The 16,763-nt window shown below is 61.4% G+C and carries 18 protein-coding genes and 1 pseudogene; 14 read left to right on the top strand and 5 right to left on the bottom strand.

Translation table 11 applies throughout. From position 1 onward, the window contains the following. Window positions 1-93: 93 nt before the first annotated feature. On the bottom strand, window positions 94-1,794 hold the full coding sequence (locus IGB42_RS15735) for an MFS transporter (RefSeq protein ID WP_159673353.1): 1,701 nt from the start codon (window positions 1,792-1,794) through the stop codon (window positions 94-96). A gap of 436 nt (window positions 1,795-2,230) precedes the next feature. Between IGB42_RS15735 and glpK the strand changes: the two genes are divergently transcribed. After that, a complete protein-coding gene (glpK, locus tag IGB42_RS15740; RefSeq protein WP_159673355.1) occupies window positions 2,231-3,718 on the top strand; it encodes a glycerol kinase GlpK in 1,488 nt (495 codons plus the stop codon). 330 nt (window positions 3,719-4,048) lie between these two features. On the opposite strand, the pseudogene IGB42_RS15745 reads toward glpK, so the two are convergent. From IGB42_RS15745 to IGB42_RS15750, 3 genes and pseudogenes are all read right to left on the bottom strand, one after another. Then, window positions 4,049-4,171 (bottom strand): annotated as a pseudogene (locus IGB42_RS15745) (exodeoxyribonuclease III); the annotation flags it as partial. 69 nt (window positions 4,172-4,240) lie between these two features. Continuing rightward, a complete protein-coding gene (locus IGB42_RS22695; RefSeq protein WP_374705056.1) occupies window positions 4,241-4,450 on the bottom strand; it encodes a hypothetical protein in 210 nt (69 codons plus the stop codon). 269 nt (window positions 4,451-4,719) lie between these two features. Further along, window positions 4,720-5,190, bottom strand: coding sequence for a nuclear transport factor 2 family protein (locus IGB42_RS15750; RefSeq protein WP_159673357.1), 471 nt, complete (start codon window positions 5,188-5,190; stop codon window positions 4,720-4,722). 213 nt (window positions 5,191-5,403) lie between these two features. Between IGB42_RS15750 and IGB42_RS15755 the strand changes: the two genes are divergently transcribed. Further along, window positions 5,404-6,237, top strand: coding sequence for an AraC family transcriptional regulator (locus IGB42_RS15755; RefSeq protein WP_159673359.1), 834 nt, complete (start codon window positions 5,404-5,406; stop codon window positions 6,235-6,237). 86 nt (window positions 6,238-6,323) lie between these two features. Here the strand turns inward: IGB42_RS15755 and IGB42_RS15760 are convergent, their stop codons facing one another. Further along, window positions 6,324-7,097 (bottom strand): exodeoxyribonuclease III, encoded by a 774-nt coding sequence (locus IGB42_RS15760; RefSeq protein WP_159673361.1) that lies wholly within the window; start codon window positions 7,095-7,097, stop codon window positions 6,324-6,326. 231 nt (window positions 7,098-7,328) lie between these two features. On the opposite strand from IGB42_RS15760, the gene pyrE reads away from it, so the two are divergent. The 12 genes from pyrE to IGB42_RS15820 all read left to right on the top strand — a co-directional run bounded on the left by pyrE (window position 7,329) and on the right by IGB42_RS15820 (window position 16,761). Next, the gene (gene pyrE, locus IGB42_RS15765) at window positions 7,329-7,970 is read left to right on the top strand and encodes an orotate phosphoribosyltransferase (protein ID WP_159673363.1); all 642 of its coding nucleotides are present in this window, start codon (window positions 7,329-7,331) and stop codon (window positions 7,968-7,970) included. 51 nt (window positions 7,971-8,021) lie between these two features. After that, window positions 8,022-8,615: a DUF4124 domain-containing protein gene (locus IGB42_RS15770; protein ID WP_159673365.1), complete on the top strand. Its 594-nt coding sequence runs from the start codon at window positions 8,022-8,024 to the stop codon at window positions 8,613-8,615. A 195-nt stretch (window positions 8,616-8,810) separates the two neighbouring features. Continuing rightward, window positions 8,811-9,584, top strand: a complete 774-nt coding sequence (gene ppgK, locus IGB42_RS15775) for a polyphosphate--glucose phosphotransferase (protein WP_159673367.1) — start codon at window positions 8,811-8,813, stop codon at window positions 9,582-9,584. 158 nt (window positions 9,585-9,742) lie between these two features. Further along, complete coding sequence (mnmG, locus tag IGB42_RS15780) at window positions 9,743-11,662, top strand: tRNA uridine-5-carboxymethylaminomethyl(34) synthesis enzyme MnmG (RefSeq protein ID WP_159673369.1); 1,920 nt, start codon at window positions 9,743-9,745, stop codon at window positions 11,660-11,662. Beyond that, on the top strand, window positions 11,663-12,313 hold the full coding sequence (gene rsmG / locus IGB42_RS15785) for a 16S rRNA (guanine(527)-N(7))-methyltransferase RsmG (RefSeq protein ID WP_159673371.1): 651 nt from the start codon (window positions 11,663-11,665) through the stop codon (window positions 12,311-12,313). Further along, window positions 12,310-13,098, top strand: coding sequence for a ParA family protein (locus tag IGB42_RS15790; RefSeq protein ID WP_159673473.1), 789 nt, complete (start codon window positions 12,310-12,312; stop codon window positions 13,096-13,098). Before rsmG ends, IGB42_RS15790 begins: the two co-directional genes overlap by 4 nt. A 77-nt stretch (window positions 13,099-13,175) precedes the next feature. Further along, window positions 13,176-14,012: a ParB/RepB/Spo0J family partition protein gene (locus IGB42_RS15795; protein ID WP_159673373.1), complete on the top strand. Its 837-nt coding sequence runs from the start codon at window positions 13,176-13,178 to the stop codon at window positions 14,010-14,012. A 148-nt stretch (window positions 14,013-14,160) separates the two neighbouring features. Continuing rightward, the gene (locus tag IGB42_RS15800) at window positions 14,161-14,532 is read left to right on the top strand and encodes an ATP synthase subunit I (protein ID WP_255461502.1); all 372 of its coding nucleotides are present in this window, start codon (window positions 14,161-14,163) and stop codon (window positions 14,530-14,532) included. A 1-nt stretch (window position 14,533) separates the two neighbouring features. Continuing rightward, entirely contained in the window at window positions 14,534-15,340 is an 807-nt protein-coding gene (atpB, locus tag IGB42_RS15805) for a F0F1 ATP synthase subunit A (RefSeq protein WP_159673377.1), read from the top strand. An 89-nt stretch (window positions 15,341-15,429) separates the two neighbouring features. Continuing rightward, on the top strand, window positions 15,430-15,711 hold the full coding sequence (gene atpE / locus IGB42_RS15810; RefSeq protein ID WP_159673379.1) for a F0F1 ATP synthase subunit C: 282 nt from the start codon (window positions 15,430-15,432) through the stop codon (window positions 15,709-15,711). A 36-nt stretch (window positions 15,712-15,747) separates the two neighbouring features. Continuing rightward, window positions 15,748-16,218, top strand: coding sequence for a F0F1 ATP synthase subunit B (locus IGB42_RS15815; protein ID WP_159673381.1), 471 nt, complete (start codon window positions 15,748-15,750; stop codon window positions 16,216-16,218). A 6-nt stretch (window positions 16,219-16,224) separates the two neighbouring features. Further along, window positions 16,225-16,761 carry a F0F1 ATP synthase subunit delta gene (locus IGB42_RS15820; protein WP_159673383.1) on the top strand — a complete coding sequence of 179 codons (537 nt, stop codon included), beginning with the start codon at window positions 16,225-16,227 and terminating at the stop codon, window positions 16,759-16,761. Window positions 16,762-16,763 lie beyond the last annotated feature (2 nt).

The raw sequence follows: 16,763 nt of genomic DNA on the forward strand, positions 1-16,763 counted from the left end.
CGCCCCCTGGCCTGAAACAGCCCGGGGGCAAATGAAAAGCGGGGGCGCAATTTGCGCCCCCGCTTTTCAACATGGGATACACACAGTATGCCGCTATGCGGCGCGTGGTTCGGCATCCAGCCGGGTTACCGGCCCGCGCAATCGCCACAACAGCAACAGCCCAGGCACCCCCACCAGCATCGACAGCAGGAAGAAGTCGGGCCAGCCCAGCGATTCCACCAGGTAGCCGGAGGTAGGGCCCACGTACACGCGCCCGACGGCGGATAATGCCGACAGCAGTGCGTAGTGGGTGGCGCTGGCCTCGCGGTTGCACAGCGCCATCAGGAAGGCCACCAGCGCCGCAGTGCCCATGCCGCCCGCCAGGTTCTCCAACGACATGGCCAGCGCCAGCAGCGTATCAAGCCCGCCATCCCAGCCGGTACCGGTTTTGCCGGACAGGAAGATTTTCAGCACCTCGGGTGGCAACGGCAGGTAGACCGCACCCAGCCAACCCTTGCCATGCACCGCCAGCAACCAGTAACCGATATTGGAGGCGATCTGCAGCAGGCCGAACAGCAGCAATGCGCGGTACAGCTTGAGGCGCACCATCAGCAGCCCGCCGACGATGCCGCCGACGATGGTGGCCACCATGCCGACGATCTTGTTCACCACGCCGATCTCGCCCAGGCTGAAGCCCACACCCTTTTGCAGGAAGGCCACGCTGAGCACGCCGGCAAACGCATCACCCAGCTTGTAGAGCACGATCAGCAGCAGGAATGCCCACGCGTATTCGCGGCGGAAGTATTGCTGCATCGGCGTGATCAGCAGCTCGAAGCGCGCCAGCCGCGCGCCCAGCAATGCCAGTGGCACCGCAAGGCCGATCTCGCTCATCACGAACGCGAGGCCCACCCAGTTGTTCTTGCTGGCGGGGGTGAAATCCGCCCAGCCGGCCAGTTGGCCCAGTGCGATCAGGCCGTGCTGCCCCAGCATATAGCCCAGCCATGCGCCGCCCAGCATCGCCAGGAAGCCATTCAGATGACGCCATTCGCTGAACAAGCGGGAACCGGCCACCGCATTCACCAGCAGCGCTGCGGCAATCGCCGCCAGCGGCGCATACGCATCGGCGCGCCAGCCTGCGGCCAGCACCGCTGCTGCACCCATCAGCAGCAAGGTGGTGACAAAACGGCCGAACTCGCCGGCCGAATGCGTATCGCGGTAGGCAATGCGCGGCGCCAGTACCAGCATGGTGGTGGCAAGGCCCAGCATCAGCACGCCCAGCCCGGCATAGGTGCGGCCCCAGCCGATGGCATCCGCGGCGACGAAGGCGATGCCGCCCGAGGTGAGCATGGCCAGGCGGTAGCCCAGTACGCCGATGGCTGCCGCTGCCCCGCGTTCCTCATCGTGGCTGACATCCACGCGGTACGCATCGACCATCACATCCTGTGAGGCGGAGAAAAACGCTACGCCCAGCGCAAACAATGCAAACAGCCCCGTGTTCACCGCCGGTTGCAGGCTGGCCATCAGCAGCAGCAACATGGCCAGTGCCAATTGCGTGAGCAGCAGCCAGCCTTTGCGCCGCCCCAGCAACGGCGGCTCGAAGCGGTCCATCAGCGGCGCCCACAGGAACTTGTACGTGTACGGCATGCCCACCAGTGCCAGCAGGCCGATGGTTTTCAGGTCCACGCCGTCCGTGGTCAGCCACGATTGCATTGCCTGGCCGGTGAGCGCCAGCGGCAGGCCGGAGGCAAAACCCAGCAGCAGGATGGCCGCCATGCGGCGATTGTTGAAAACGGCGAAGTAGCGCGCCAGGTTCATGGTGTTTCATTCCAGTGGTGATGCCGGTTGGTCGGGGCTTGCCTGCGGCCTCGTCGGCACGGTCCAAGTTTGCCGGCGAGTTTATCACCGATGCCGGTTGCGGCAGGCGGGCCTGCCGGCGGCAGCGCTGCTGACAAAACCCTGCCGGCGGCGTTGTGTGCAGGTGCTGAGCTGCGGGCGGCTAGCGCGGGTGCCACGCCGGGGGCGCCGAGCCGGGGGCGCCGAGCCTCACTGGCCGAGCATCTTTGGACGGCCTGCGTTTCACATGCCTCACCAGTGGTGGTTTGCCATGCCGGCGGGCGCCGCGTTTGCCATGATGTAGCTGTTGGCCAGCACCACGGTCGCCGCTTGGCGGTGGCATGCGATCCGGCAAGTGAGCGCTGCCGTGGGCTGCACGTGGCATCGGTGTGCTTGCGCGCTACAGGGAGAGGGATGCATGGGTAAATACATACTGGCCATCGATCAGGGCACCACCAGCACGCGGGCGATGGTGTTCGATCATGCCGGCCTGGTGGTTGCGCAGGCGCAGCGTGAATTCACCCAGCATTTTCCGCAGCCAGGCTGGGTGGAGCACGATGCCGGCGAGATTTTCACCAGCGTGCTGCTGACCATTACCGAGGCACTGCAGCGCGGGCGCATCCGTGCGGCGGATCTGGCCGGGATCGGCATCGCCAACCAGCGTGAAACTACCGTGGTGTGGGACAAGGCCACCGGCCAACCCATCCACAACGCGATAGTCTGGCAATCACGGCAGACATTGCCCATCTGCAGGCAGCTCGAGGCGGATGGTCATGCGGCATTGATTCATGCCCGTACCGGGCTGCTGATCGATGCGTATTTTTCCGCCACCAAGCTCAAGTGGTTGCTGGACGAAGTACCCGGCGCCCACGAGCGCGCCACGCGCGGCGAATTGCTGTTCGGCACCATCGATAGTTGGCTGGTGTGGAAGCTGACCGGTGGCCGGGTGCACATCACCGATTACAGCAATGCATCGCGCACCATGCTGTTCAATATCCATACGCTGCAGTGGGATAACGACCTGCTGCGCTTGCTGGATATTCCCGCCGCCATGCTGCCGCAGGTACGCAACAGCAGCGAGGTCTACGGCGACGTGTTGCCCGAATACCTGTTCGGCCACGCGGTACCGATTGCCGCGGTGGCGGGCGATCAGCAGGCGGCATTGTTCGGGCAGGGCTGTTTTGCGCCTGGGCTGGCCAAGAACACCTACGGCACCGGCTGCTTCATGCTGATGAATACCGGCAAGAGCGCCGTCGATTCAGCGCACGGCCTGCTGACCACCATCGCATGGGGTATCGATGGCGAAGTCGAATATGCGCTGGAAGGCAGCGTCTTCGTGGCCGGCTCGGCCATCCAGTGGCTGCGGGACGAATTGGGCATCATCACCCGCGCCAGCGAAACCGCCGCGCTGGCGCATGGCGTGGCCAGCACCGATGGCGTGTACCTGGTGCCGGCCTTTGTCGGCCTGGGGGCGCCGTACTGGCGCAGCGACGTACGCGGTGCGTTGTTCGGTCTGACGCGCGGCACCGGCAAGGCGCAACTGGTGCGTGCGGCGCTGGAATCGATGGCATACCAGACGCGCGATGTGCTGGCCGCCATGCAGGCGGATTCGGGTATCGCGCTCAAGGAGCTGCGTGCGGATGGCGGCGCAATTGCCAATGATTTCCTCGCGCAGTTCCAGTGCGATCAGCTGGGCGTGCCGCTATTGCGGCCGCGCGTGACGGAGACGACGGCGCTGGGTGCAGCCTACCTGGCTGGCTTGGCGGTGGGGTTCTGGGGCGGGCGGGAGGAGCTGCAGCAACAATGGCAGCTGGAGCGGTGCTTCGAGCCGGCGATGGCTGAGGATGTGCGGGAGGCGTTGTATGCGGGGTGGCAGCGGGCGGTACAGGCGGCGATGGCGTTTTAGGCTTTGGTTGCAACTGATGGTTGCTACGTGGGGTGATGCTGTGGTTATTCACCGCTAGCTGGAATCGGGTAAGCACCTTCGGTGCGGTTGTTTAGGGCGGGAGTGCGTCCCGCATGCCGCCTTCCTTTTCTTGCTTCGCCAAGAATATGAGCAGGGCGTGCCGGCAAGCCGCAGCGCAGGGAACCCCGCAGGGGCGCTTTAGCAGGGTCGCCTGGGATTGTTAAGGGGGCGGCGAGACGCCCCCTTGACCTGCCCGCCGGGCGGAACCGGCTCCTGAATGCATGCGGCAAAGCCGCTAATCGCCATACCACCTACGCCAAGCACCACACCTCAGAATGGATAGTCATAATCCACAATCAACGGCGCATGATCGGAGAACTTTTCCGCCTTGTAGATCGAAGCCGCCTGCGCGCTGGCAGCCAGTGCCGGCGTGGCCACGTGGTAGTCAGTGCGACAGAAAACCTGCGGTTCCATCTTTCTCGAGACGGCGCCAAGTGACGAACGTCCACCTGGCCCGGAAACTTATGGTTCACCGAACCATGTCGTCGCAGCCTTCGAAAATACGTCCACGTCCGAGACACTCTCACTCGCCCAGCTGACAACACCATCAGGACGCACCAGCAGTGCTTTCAAGCCAAGATCGTCCATCCCCTTGCGGGCAGCCCGAATCATCCGATGACCCCAGCCGTTGGCTGCTGTAGCAAGCGACGTGTCGACGTCGAACTCCAGCAAAGGGCCCGGACTGGGGCTCCTACGTCGTCTCCGACGGCCTGCTGATCACCGGCCAGAACCCGGCGTCGTCCACTGAGGCCGCGCAGGTTCTGCTGCGCCGGGTAGCCCAGGCTGCGGCATGAATGCGGCCACCTGTTCGGCAATGGCCCAAGAGGCGATCGTGAGGCTCTGGACATGCAGCGGCCTCATCAACCTGGCCGCGTTGGAGCGCCTGGAGCCAGTCTGCCGGCACGCACGCAGTGACGTGTTCTGCAGGCTGCGAACCTCGGCTACGCGGCCGGAAATAGCGGAAATCCGTTTCCGGCGAATGGCCCGGTGTCAAGCCAGAGATATTGAAACGAGCGGCTCTTGAAGACCCAATCGTTACCGAAGCGTTGCAGTCGATCGAACGCAATGCAGTGATTGCGGTAGTATTTTTCGCCAGGACCGCGCGCAGACTCATGCACGAATGTGCGCGTGGTCGCTTCGTCGCCGTCAATCTCGATGACGCCAGGCAGCGCGAACTGAATAAAAAAATCTTTGCCCGTCCGCAACTTGCGAAGAAGCGCGACGTTCTCATTGGCACCTTTCGAGTGCTGGCCATGGGGAGCAATTCCGATGATGAACTCACCGTCATCAGCCCACACTGTTTTGAACATGGCGTAGTCAGCGCGAGTCGCGCTGTCGGCGAAACGGGCAATCGTGTTACGAATGGAGGCCTCATCCATGAATTGCTGCAGGCGGGAATGTTGGTCGGTCATGTTTTTTCCTCTGGATAAGCGTTGATGCGAAGCTGCTTACTATCCCCGCCGGTCGACCGGGCCGCAACATCAATCGCGCCAAATTTTTGCCTGATCCTGCCAGAATTGCTATTCTGGTTATCACGCGCAACGGAACGCGCACCCTGAAGACGATCCATCCACATGCTTCAAAAGCTCATCGCAATAGCAAGCCGGCACGGGAGCTCCTCCGGCATGCCGACTGCACATCCCAGGCTTACGATCTGGTCAACGAATGCGCCAACGGCCCCGACGCCAGCGCTGTTCGAACCGAAGTTTTATCTTCTATTGCAAGGCGCCAAGCGAATGACGATTGCCGGGAGCACTTTCAAATGTGAGCCAGGAACCTGTGCAGTGGCGTCGGTGGGTTTACCGTTCGTTAGCGAAGTCGTAGATGCAAGCCCGATGCGGCCCTATATGGGTGTTGAGTTGAAACTGGATGCGGGTATCGTCGCCAGCTTGCTCGTCGACATGCGCGAAGATGCTCCCACCGAGCGGCTGCCGGGAGCCATTTCCCTGGCACGGGCCGCTGATGGTCTCGTCGAACCGCTTGAACGACTCCTGGGGCTCCTTGACGCGCCTTCCGAGATACCGGTCCTCGCCTCCCAGTTTGAACGCGAGTTGTGTTACCGCCTGCTGTCTGGCCCGCTAGGCACCAGGCTGCGCCAGATCGGGACACACAACGTGAGGTTTAACCAGGTGAGGATAGCGGCCGAGTGGATTTGCGGTAATGCGAACCAGCCCATGAGCGTGGAATGGCTTGCGTCACACGTCGGGATGAGCCTCACATCGTTTCATCGGCACTTCAAGGCAGTGACGGCGTACAGCCCGCTGGCCTACCAGCGGCAGATCCGCCTGCTGGGCGCGCGGCGACGGCTCGCCTCTGGTGCTGTCAGCGTCACTGAAACCGCCTTTGAGAGCGGGTATGTCAGTGCCTCCCAGTTCAGCCGTGAGTACAAGAGAGCTTTCGGTATACCGCCACACCGCGACGCGGTGCTGTTGCGTGCCTTCCCGTCAGGCGAATGCTAATAGCCTTGATAACACCATTTCGAAGCCCGCGGCGAAGTTGTTCGATGACGCCGTCTTTCCGCAGGCCGTGCACCTCAAAGATGTTCTTAAAGCGTGAAGTCATAATCCACCGTGATCGGCGCATGATCGGAGAACTTTTCCGCCTTGTAGATCGAAGCCGCCTGCGCGCTGGCAGCCAGTGCCGGCGTGGCCACGTGGTAGTCGATGCGCCAGCCCACGTCCTTGGCGTAGGCCTGGCCACGGTTGCTCCACCAGGTGTAGCCGGGCTGCTCCGCGTAGAGGGAGCGCCATACGTCCACCAGCTTCAGATCGCCGAATACGCGGCCGATCCAGGCGCGTTCTTCCGGCAGGAAGCCGGAGTTTTTCAGGTTGCCTTTCCAGTTTTTCAGGTCGATCTCGTTATGTGCGATATTCCAGTCACCCAGCACCACCACGTCGCGGCCGGATGCGGCGAGCTTTTCCAGGTGCGGCCAGAACGCGGCCATGAAGGCGAACTTGATGGTCTGGCGCTCTTCGCCGGATGAACCCGACGGCAGGTACAGCGAAATCACCGACAGATTGCCCCACTGCGCCTCGATGTAACGGCCTTCGGCATCGAATTCCGCCAGGCCCAGCCCCTCGATCACCGCATCGGGCTTGCGCTTGCAATACAGGCCCACGCCGCTATAACCCTTCTTTTCCGCGTAGTGGAAATAGCCGGTATAGCCTTCGGGCGCGCGCATGGCATCGGTCAGGTCGCCTGCCTGCGCCTTGAGTTCCTGCATTGCCACCACGTCCGCGCCGGATTGCACCAGCCACTCGAGAAAACCCTTGTTGGTGGCAGAACGGATGCCATTGAGATTGGCGCTGACGATACGCATGGAAAACTCCGCAGTGGGCTATGAATGGGGCAAGTGTACTGCGCGCCGGGCCGGGTGCCGAGCGGGCGGCCGCCGTTGCCGCTGGCTGGTGCACGGCAATTGCCCGCGGGCAGGCGGTGACAAAAGAGGGGGGCTTGTGCGCCGTGTTATGCTGTTTTTTGTCACAGGGCTGCGTAAAACGTCGTTTTTCTTACAGCGTTGCCGCCCGATTCATTGCACAGGAGCCTACAAATGTCCGATTTCCGTCGGGAGTTCATCGAATTTGCCGTGGCACAAAAGGTGCTTATGTTTGGTGAGTTCGTCACCAAGGCGGGCCGCAACTCGCCCTATTTTTTCAATGCAGGCCTGTTCAGCGATGGCGCCTCGGTGGGCGAGCTGGCGCGTTTCTATGCGCAGGCGGCGCTGGCCGCCGGGGTGAAGTTCGATGTGCTGTTCGGCCCGGCGTACAAGGGCATCGTGCTGGCCGCCGCCACGGCGGTGAAACTGGCGGAAGCTGGCCACAACGTGCCTTTCGTCTACAACCGCAAGGAAGCGAAAGATCACGGCGAAGGCGGCGTGCTGGTGGGGGCGCCACTCAAGGGCCGCGTGCTGATCATCGATGATGTGATCTCGGCCGGCACCAGCGTGCGCGAATCGGTGAACATGATCCGCGCAGCGGGTGCGGAGCCTGCGGGCGTGCTGATCGCGCTGGACCGGATGGAACGTGGCCAGGGCGAACTGAGCGCCGTGCAGGAAGTGCAGCAGCAATTCGGCATCCCGGTGATCCCGATCGCCACATTGAAGGATTTGATCGGCTACCTTGCTGATTCGCCACAACTTGCCGACAATCTGGATAAGGTTGAAGCTTACCGGGCGCAGTACGGTATCGAATAACGAGACGGCTCCAGCCACCCGGGGCCGTGATCAAAGGAAAACGGAAGCATTATGCGTGTCGGTTTATTTGCGGTGATTTGCGCCGCGTTGCTGTCCATGCCGGTAGAGGCCAAGCTGTATCGTTGGGTCGACGAGAACGGCAAGGTGCAATACAGCGACAAACCACCCCTTACCGATCCGAAGAGCGGCGTTTCCGAAGTCGATTCAACTGGGCGGGTGGTGAAAGAGCCACCGAAGAAAATCTCGCCTGAAGAAAAGGCACGCCAGCAGGAAGAACTGGCGCTGCAGAAAGAACAGCAGCGGCGTGATCGCGCGCTGCTGCAGTCTTTCTCCAAGCCCGAGGAGGTCGATCTGCTGCGTGACCGGCAGATCGATACCATCAAGGGTGGTATCCAGACCAATGGTCTGCGGCGTCAGAGTGCCCAGGAAAAGCTGGATCGCATCGACAAGCAGATTGCCGGCATGCAGAAGCGCAAGAAGCAGATTCCCGCCGATCTGGATGCGGATCGTGCCGTTGCGCAGAAGGAAATCGACGATATCGATGCGGACAGCAAGAAAAAAACCGCTGATATCGAAGTGGTCAGAAAGCGCGCCGAGGATGACAAGAAACGCCTGATCGAACTCAAGGCCGGCATGGTGCATTGACCGCAAGCAGGTGCTGGCACAATCTGTTGCATGCCCCGGATGCATGGCATCGAAATGATCGCGGCCAGCAAATCGGGTTTTTACCCGGCTTGACTTTGCATCGCCCCACGGCAAACTGTCGGGCATCCGGTGTTGGCACGGCGCTTGTCCTGCGCTGTTGCTGACCGGCCTCAACAGATTCTCCAGGAACGCATCATGACGCAAGACCAGAACATCAAGACCGTGCTCGGTATCGATATCGGCGGCACCGGCATCAAGGGTGCGCCCGTCAATATCGAAACCGGCGAGTTGCTGGCCGAGCGTGTGCGCCTGGATACGCCGCAGCCCGCCACGCCGGAAGCGGTTGGCCGTGTGGTCAAGCAACTGGTCGACCAGTTTGCATGGAAGGGGGCGATCGGCATCACCTTTCCGGCGATTGTCGCCAACGGGCAGACGCTGTCTGCCGCCAACGTGGACAAGAGCTGGATCAATGCACCGGCCGAAGAAATCCTCGCCAATGCGGTGGGCTTGCCGGTGAAGCTGCTGAATGACGCCGATGCGGCGGGTCTGGCGGAAGTGCTGTTCGGTGCCGCCAAGGGCCGACCGGGCAAAACCATCGTGATCACGCTGGGTACCGGCATCGGCAGCGCGCTGATTGTCGATGGCGTACTGATCAGCAATACCGAATTTGGCCACCTGATTTTCCCCAAGGATTCGATTGCGGAGAAATACTGTTCGGGCAAGGTCAAGGATGATCTGGACCTGAAATGGAAAGAATACAATCCGCGCCTGAATGCCTACCTGCAGCATCTTGATCTGCTGTTCTCGCCCGATCTCGTGATTATCGGCGGTGGCATCAGCAAGAAGGCCGAGAAGTTCATCCCGGAAATGACCGGCCTGCGCTACAAGGTGGTGGCCGCGGTGCTGGAGAACAATGCCGGCATCGTTGGCGCGGCCGTTGCTGCGGGGCGTGCCAACGGCATGGTCTGAGCGGATCGGTGTGGGTGGTGACCCCGTGGTTGCCGATGCCGGAAAGCCCGCATATGCTGCGGGCTTTTTCAATTCATCCGCAGATGACGCCGCTTCATGGCGCAAGTCACTGTTTTACCGTAGAATATTCGCCCTGATTTGTCTTTAGGCGGCACCCCATGCTCTATCCAACCCGTTATGACGTGATCGTCGTCGGTGGCGGCCATGCCGGCACCGAAGCGGCGCTCGCCAGCGCGCGCATGGGCCGCAAAACCCTGTTGCTCACGCACAATATCGAAACGCTGGGGCAGATGAGCTGCAACCCGTCGATTGGCGGCATCGGCAAGGGTCATCTGGTGAAGGAAGTGGATGCACTGGGTGGCGCCATGGCGCTGGCCACCGACATGAGCGGCATCCAGTTCAAGACACTGAACGCCAGCAAGGGCCCCGCAGTGCGCGCCACCCGTGCGCAGGCCGACCGCGTGCGCTACAAGGCCGCCATCCGCCATATGCTGGAAAACCAGCCCAACCTGGATCTGTTCCAGCAGGAAGTGGCCGACCTGACGCTCGATGGCGACCGGGTAACCGGTGCCGTCACGCAGATCGGCATCCGTTTCGAGGCGGCTGCGGTGGTGCTTACCGCCGGCACCTTCCTTGGCGGCAAGATCCACGTGGGGCTGGAAAACCACGTGGGCGGCCGCGCGGGTGACCCGGCATCGATCACGCTGTCACAGCGCTTGCGCGAGCTGAAGCTGCCGGTGGGGCGCCTGAAGACCGGCACGCCGCCGCGCATCGATGGCCGCACCATCGATTTCTCGGTGCTGGAGCAACAGCCGGGTGATACGCCGGAACCGGTGTTCTCGGCACGCGGCCGCCGCGACATGCACCCGCAGCAACTGCCGTGCTGGATTGCCCACACCAACCTGAAAACGCACGACATCATCCGCAGCGGTTTTGACCGCAGCCCCATGTTCACCGGCAAGATCGAAGGCGTGGGGCCGCGCTATTGCCCGAGCATCGAAGACAAGATCAACCGCTTTGCCGACAAGGACAGCCACCAGATCTTTCTGGAGCCCGAAGGCCTCGATACCAACGAGTTCTATCCGAACGGGATCTCGACCAGCTTGCCGTTCGATATCCAGCTGGGTGCGCTGCAATCGATTGCCGGGCTGGAAAACGCCCGCATCCTGCGCCCCGGCTATGCCATCGAGTACGATTACTTCGATCCGCGCGCGCTCAAGCAGTCGTTCGAATCCAAGTCGATTGCCGGCCTTTATTTTGCCGGCCAGATCAATGGCACCACCGGCTATGAAGAAGCCGCCGCGCAAGGCCTGTTTGCCGGGCTGAACGCGGCGCTGTATGCGCGCGATGAAGCGCCGTGGCTGCCGGGCCGCGATGAAGCCTACCTGGGCGTGCTGGTCGATGACCTGACCACGCTGGGTGTGACCGAGCCTTACCGCATGTTCACCAGCCGCGCCGAATACCGCTTGCAGCTGCGCGAGGACAACGCCGACCTGCGCCTGACCGAGGCGGGCCGCAAGCTGGGGCTGGTGGACGATGCGCAGTGGGAGGCGTTCTGCCGCAAGCGCGATGCGGTGGAAGCCGAGCTGCAGCGGCTGAAATCGACCTGGATCAATCCGCGGCTGATTTCCGAAGCCGAGGCGCTGCCGGTATTCGGCAAGGCCATCGAGCGTGAATACAATCTGGCCGAACTGCTGCGCCGCCCGGAAGTGAGCTACGCCAGCCTGCTGACGCTGGCCGCAGCACAGCCCAAAGAGGGCGAGGCGATGGTCAATGACGAGCTGGTAGCCGAGCAGGTGGAAATCCAGGTCAAGTACCAGGGATATATCGAACGGCAACAGCACGAAGTGGCGAAACGCGATACGCTCGACGATGTGCCGCTGCCGGTGGATTTCGATTACACCATCGTATCCGGCCTGTCGAAGGAAGTGCAGCAGAAGCTGGCCAAGCACCGCCCGGAAACGCTGGGCCAGGCCGGGCGCATTTCCGGCATTACCCCGGCTGCCATCGCGCTGCTGCTGGTGCATCTGAAAAAGAAACAACTCGCCACTGCGGCGATTACCCCCAAGGTTGCCTGAATGTCCGTAGCTGCTGTAACCCCGCTTGCGCAAACCCTGGCCGACGGCCTGAAGATTTTCGGCCTCGCGCTCTCCGATGCGCAGCAGCAATTGCTGCTGGCCTATGTGGAGTTGCTGGCCAAGTGGAACAAGACCTATAGCCTGACCGCGATCCGCGAGCCGGAGCGCATGGTGCCGCACCATCTGCTCGATTCGCTGGCGCCGCTGGGCCATTTCAAGGCCGGCCACGGTGCGCGCATCCTCGACGTGGGCTCGGGCTTCGGTACGCCGGGCATCCCGCTGGCGATTGCACGGCCGGACTGGCAACTGGTGCTGCTCGATTCCAACCACAAGAAAACCACCTTCCTGCGCCAGGCGATTGTCGACTTGAAGCTTGCCAACGTCACCGTGGTGACCGAGCGGGTGGAGGCCTACCGGCCGGAAGCGCCGTTCAACGTGATCACGTCGCGGGCGTTTTCCGATCTGGCCGAATTCGTGAAGCTCACCCGCCACCTGCTGGCTGATGATGGTGAATGGGCGGCGCTCAAGGGCGTCTACCCGCATGAAGAAATCGCCTTGCTGCCGGCCGATGTGAAACCCGCCGGCGTCGATACGCTGGCGGTGCCCGGCATCGACGCGGAACGTCATCTGGTTCACGTGGTGCGCGCCTGATGCGGGTGCTGGCGATCGCGAACCAGAAAGGCGGCGTCGGCAAGACGACCACCGCGGTCAACCTCGCCGCCAGCCTGGCGCACCTGCAAAAGCGCGTGTTGCTGGTGGACCTGGACCCGCAAGCGAACGCCACCATGGGTGCCGGCATTGACAAGGCCAGGCTGGAGCATTCGATCTACAGCCTGCTGATCGGCGAATCGAGCGTTGCCGAAACGGTAAAGACCTCCGAATCCGGCGGCTTCGACGTGCTGCCCGCCAACCGTGACCTGGCCGGGGCGGAAGTCGAGCTGGTGGATGCCGATGCGCGTGAATCCAAGCTCAAGGCAGTACTGGCCACGCAGGCCGAGCATTACGATTTCGTCATCCTTGATTGCCCGCCGGCGCTCAACCTGCTCACGCTCAATGGCCTCGTTGCCGCCGATGCCGTATTGATCCCCATGCAGTGCGAGTACTATGCGCTGGAGGGTTTGTCCGACCTGGTGAATACGCTCAAGCGCGTGAAGCAGAGCCTGAACCGCAAGATCGAGATCGAAGGCTTGCTGCGCACGATGTTCGATCCGCGCTCCACGCTGGCGCAGCAGGTGAGCGATCAACTGGTCAAGCATTTCACCAGCAAGCTCTACCACACGGTGATCCCGCGCAACGTGCGGCTGGCCGAAGCGCCGTCGTATGGCCGGCCCATTCTGTCCTATGACAAGAACTCCAAAGGCGCGCAGGCGTATCTGCAGCTCGCAGAAGAGATGCTGGCGCGGCATAATCCGGTCGAATCCGTCCAACCCGTTTAAGAAGCCGGCATTGTCCGCACCGCCCGTCGCAACGGCAGGGTGGCGCGCATGTCACAGGCTTTGCCGCAGAGAACCACATGGTCAGCAAGAAATTCAAGGGCCTAGGCCGCGGGCTCGATGCCCTGATGGGTGATGCCAGCGACAGCCTGCAGCAACTTTCCATCGACGCGCTGCAGCCTGGCCGTTACCAGCCGCGCACGCATATCGATGCCGATGCGCTGAACGAGCTGGCCGAATCGATCAAGGCACAGGGGCTGATGCAGCCGGTGCTGGTACGGCCCATCGACGGCGTGGAACGCTACGAAATCATTGCTGGCGAGCGCCGCTGGCGTGCATCGCGCATTGCCGGCCTGACCGAGATCCCGGCGCTGGTGCGCGAGGTGCCGGACGAAGCCGTTGCGGCGATGGCACTGATCGAGAACATCCAGCGTGAAGACCTGAATGCGCTGGAAGAGGCGCAGGGCCTGCAGCGGCTGATCGAAGAATTCGGCATGACGCACGAAGCCGCGGCGCAGGCGGTGGGCAAATCCCGCGTGGCCGTCAGCAACCTGCTGCGCCTGCTGCAATTGTCCGAGCCGGTACGCGACATGCTGATGAGTGGCCAGCTGGATATGGGCCATGCGCGCGCATTGTTGCCGCTGGACAGCCTGGCACAGCTTGATGCCGCCAAGACCATTGCATTGAAAGGCCTGTCGGTACGCGATGCGGAAGCGCTGGTGAAAAAGCTGCAACAAGGGCCGGCGCAGCAGCCAGAAAAGCGCGTCGATCCGGATGTACGCCGGCTGGAAGAAGAAGTTTCGCAGCGCCTGGGCGTTACAGTGGCGATCAAAACAGGTAAAAAGGGTGCCGGACGCATCAGTCTGGACTATGCCAGCCTCGATGAGCTGGATCGGCTGCTGGCACTGCTGAAATAAGCTAAAGCGATTCAGCAGTGTTTGCGGTGGCGCATGCGCCCCGCAAGGGTGCCGATGCACTGTTCACGTGCATGAAGCTTACAGGCGTGAAAATTGACGCTGCGGCAAGCAGCTCCGTATAATCGCGGGGTTTTACTGGCGGCGGATGATGAGCAGCAGAGCACAAGTCCGGGGCATCGTTCTCCTCGGTTCGGCGATAACGCTGATGGTTTCCCTGCTGGTTCTCTTTTTATGGGGGCAGGCGCCAGCGATTGCAAGCGCCATCGGAGGATTGATTTCGGTGGCCGGAGCGCGACTTTACGCGCGCATCGCTTACCGTCTGGAATATGGTCCGCCCGCGGCGCTGATGCGCCAGCATTTTGCGGCAGAGATGGTCAAGCTGGGCTTTACGCTCGCGGCCTTCGCTGCGGTTTTCGTTTTTTACCGGCAGGTTGTCTGGGTTGCGCTGTTTGGAGGTTATCTCGCAGCGGCCAGCGCCTACTGGTTCGGTCTTCTAATCAAGTTTGACGGCAAAAACTGACATGTCTGCAGAAAAGCAAACGGCCACACAATATATCCAGCATCACCTGACGTTCAATCAGACTGCTGGCGGCTTCCACCTTGATACCTTCTGGATTGCACTGATCCTGGGTTTCCTCTTTGTCGGCGTGTTCGCACTGGTTGCGCGCAAGGCTACGAGCGGGGTTCCCGGCAAGCTGCAGAACTTTGTCGAACTGATCGTCGAGATGGTCGATTCGCAAATCAAGGATGCCTTCCACGCCAAATCCAAGGTGATCGGTCCGCTGTCGCTGACCATTTTCTGCTGGGTTTTCCTGATGAACGCGATGGACTTCCTGCCGGTTGACCTGCTGCCGACAATTGCCCAGGCGATCGGCCACTACGGCTTCGGCATGGACCCGCACCATGTGTACCTGCGCGTGGTGCCCACCGCCGACGTGAACCAGACTTTCGCGCTGTCGCTGTCGGTGATGCTGCTGATCATCGGGTTCTCGATCAGCGCCAAGGGCCCGGTTGGCTATATCAAGGAACTGTTCACTGCACCGTTCCACGCTGAAAGCCTGCCGATGATCATCGTGCTGCTGCCAGTCAACTTCATCTTCCAGCTGCTGGAGCTGATCGCCAAGCCGATCTCCCTGTCGCTGCGTCTGTTCGGCAACATGTATGCCGGCGAACTGATTTTCATCCTGATCGCGCTGTTGCCGTGGTGGGTCAACTGGGTGCTGGGTACGCCATGGGCGATCTTCCACATCCTGGTGGTCACGCTGCAGGCGTTCGTGTTCATGATGCTGACGATCGTCTACCTGAGCCTTGCGGTAGAAGATCACTAAAAAATCGCGCCGGGCAGGTCTTGGCCTGTCTGGCTCGTGTATTCCATCCTTTTTCATACCAACCTCAACCATCCTTTTAGGAGTTAGAAATGGCTGTTGCTGAAATCGCTTCCGTACAGAGCTTCACCGTGATCGCTGCCGCGATCATCATCGGTCTGGCTGCTATCGGTACCGCCCTGGGTTTTGCAATCCTCGGTGGCAAGTTCCTCGAGTCCTCGGCTCGTCAACCGGAAATGATCCCGGTTCTGCAAACCAAGCTGTTCATCATCGCCGGTCTGCTCGACGCGATTTCGATGATCGGTGTTGGTGTTGCAATGCTGTACACATTCAACAACCCGTTCCTCAATGCGGTTCTGCAAGCTGCTCAATAATCCGGCGCTTGCCTAACTAACTGGAGGACCATCAGCATGGATATCAATTTATCCCTGATTGGCCAGATGATCACTTTTGTGCTTCTGGTTCTGTTCACGATGAAATTCGTGTGGCCTCCGCTGACCGGCATGATGGAAGAACGCGCTCGTCGTATCGCCGACGGCCTCTCTGCAGCAGATCGCGCCAAGCAAGATCTGGCCAATGCAGAGAAAGCCTCCGCCGACAAGCTGCGTGAAGCCAAACAGCATGCGGCCGAAATCATCGCCCAAGCCGAGAAGCGCGCGTCGCAACTCGTTGAAGAAGCGAAGGAAACGGCCAAGCAAGAAGGTGAGCGGCTGGTGAACGGCGCTCAGGCGGAAATCGAAAGCCAGGTTCAACACGCCAAGGAAGTCCTGCGTCAGCAGGTCGGCCAGCTGGCTGTTGACGGCGCGACGAAGATCCTGAAGCGCGAGATCGATGCTGCAAAGCATGCCGATCTGTTGGCATCCATCAAAGCGGAACTGTAAGCAGTCATGGCAGAACTCATCACCGTCGCAAGACCTTATGCCGAGGCTGTTTTCCGTCTGGCGAAAGCGTCGGGTACCCTGGGCCAGTGGTCGCAGGTACTCGCCAATCTGGGCCTGCTCGCGCAGAACCAGACCGCCCTGGACGTGGTGGCCAATCCGAAGTATTCCGCAACTCAGGTTCAACAATTGCTGGTCGACCTGCTGGGCGGCGATGTCAGCGAAGAAGTGAAGAACTTCCTCGTTGTGGTGCTGGAAAACGGGCGCTTTGCAGCGCTCGCGGCGGTTTCGGAAGTATTCGAAGCGCTGAAAGCTGCCGAAGAAGGCGAGGTTGAAGCCGTGATCGAATCGGCCTTCCCGCTTGACGACGCCCAGAAGAATACGCTGGCGAGCACGCTGTCTGCCCAACTCAACCGCAAGGTTGCAGCGGAAGTCACGGTTAACCCGGAACTCATCGGTGGCGTCAAGGTGACGGTCGGTGACCTGGTGATCGATGCATCCGTGCAAGGCAAGCTGGCAGCGCTCGCGACGAGCCTGAAGAGCTAGGA

Source organism: Andreprevotia sp. IGB-42 (assembly GCF_009848685.1).
Taxonomy (GTDB): Bacteria; Pseudomonadota; Gammaproteobacteria; order Burkholderiales; family Chitinibacteraceae; genus Andreprevotia.

Excerpts from the sequence above, each read along its gene's own strand:
- IGB42_RS15815 (WP_159673381.1), top strand. The coding sequence starts at position 15,748 with ATGGATATCAATTTATCCCTGATTGGCCAGATGATCACTTTTGTGCTT.
- IGB42_RS15760 (WP_159673361.1), bottom strand. The coding sequence starts at position 7,097 with ATGCGTATCGTCAGCGCCAATCTCAATGGCATCCGTTCTGCCACCAAC.
- ppgK (WP_159673367.1), top strand. The coding sequence starts at position 8,811 with ATGACGCAAGACCAGAACATCAAGACCGTGCTCGGTATCGATATCGGC.
- atpB (WP_159673377.1), top strand. The coding sequence starts at position 14,534 with ATGTCTGCAGAAAAGCAAACGGCCACACAATATATCCAGCATCACCTG.
- rsmG (WP_159673371.1), top strand. The coding sequence starts at position 11,663 with ATGTCCGTAGCTGCTGTAACCCCGCTTGCGCAAACCCTGGCCGACGGC.
- atpE (WP_159673379.1), top strand. The coding sequence starts at position 15,430 with ATGGCTGTTGCTGAAATCGCTTCCGTACAGAGCTTCACCGTGATCGCT.
- IGB42_RS15800 (WP_255461502.1), top strand. The coding sequence starts at position 14,161 with ATGAGCAGCAGAGCACAAGTCCGGGGCATCGTTCTCCTCGGTTCGGCG.
- IGB42_RS15735 (WP_159673353.1), bottom strand. The coding sequence starts at position 1,794 with ATGAACCTGGCGCGCTACTTCGCCGTTTTCAACAATCGCCGCATGGCG.
- mnmG (WP_159673369.1), top strand. The coding sequence starts at position 9,743 with ATGCTCTATCCAACCCGTTATGACGTGATCGTCGTCGGTGGCGGCCAT.
- IGB42_RS15770 (WP_159673365.1), top strand. The coding sequence starts at position 8,022 with ATGCGTGTCGGTTTATTTGCGGTGATTTGCGCCGCGTTGCTGTCCATG.
- IGB42_RS15820 (WP_159673383.1), top strand. The coding sequence starts at position 16,225 with ATGGCAGAACTCATCACCGTCGCAAGACCTTATGCCGAGGCTGTTTTC.
- IGB42_RS15755 (WP_159673359.1), top strand. The coding sequence starts at position 5,404 with ATGCCGACTGCACATCCCAGGCTTACGATCTGGTCAACGAATGCGCCA.
- pyrE (WP_159673363.1), top strand. The coding sequence starts at position 7,329 with ATGTCCGATTTCCGTCGGGAGTTCATCGAATTTGCCGTGGCACAAAAG.
- IGB42_RS15795 (WP_159673373.1), top strand. The coding sequence starts at position 13,176 with ATGGTCAGCAAGAAATTCAAGGGCCTAGGCCGCGGGCTCGATGCCCTG.
- glpK (WP_159673355.1), top strand. The coding sequence starts at position 2,231 with ATGGGTAAATACATACTGGCCATCGATCAGGGCACCACCAGCACGCGG.
- IGB42_RS15750 (WP_159673357.1), bottom strand. The coding sequence starts at position 5,190 with ATGACCGACCAACATTCCCGCCTGCAGCAATTCATGGATGAGGCCTCC.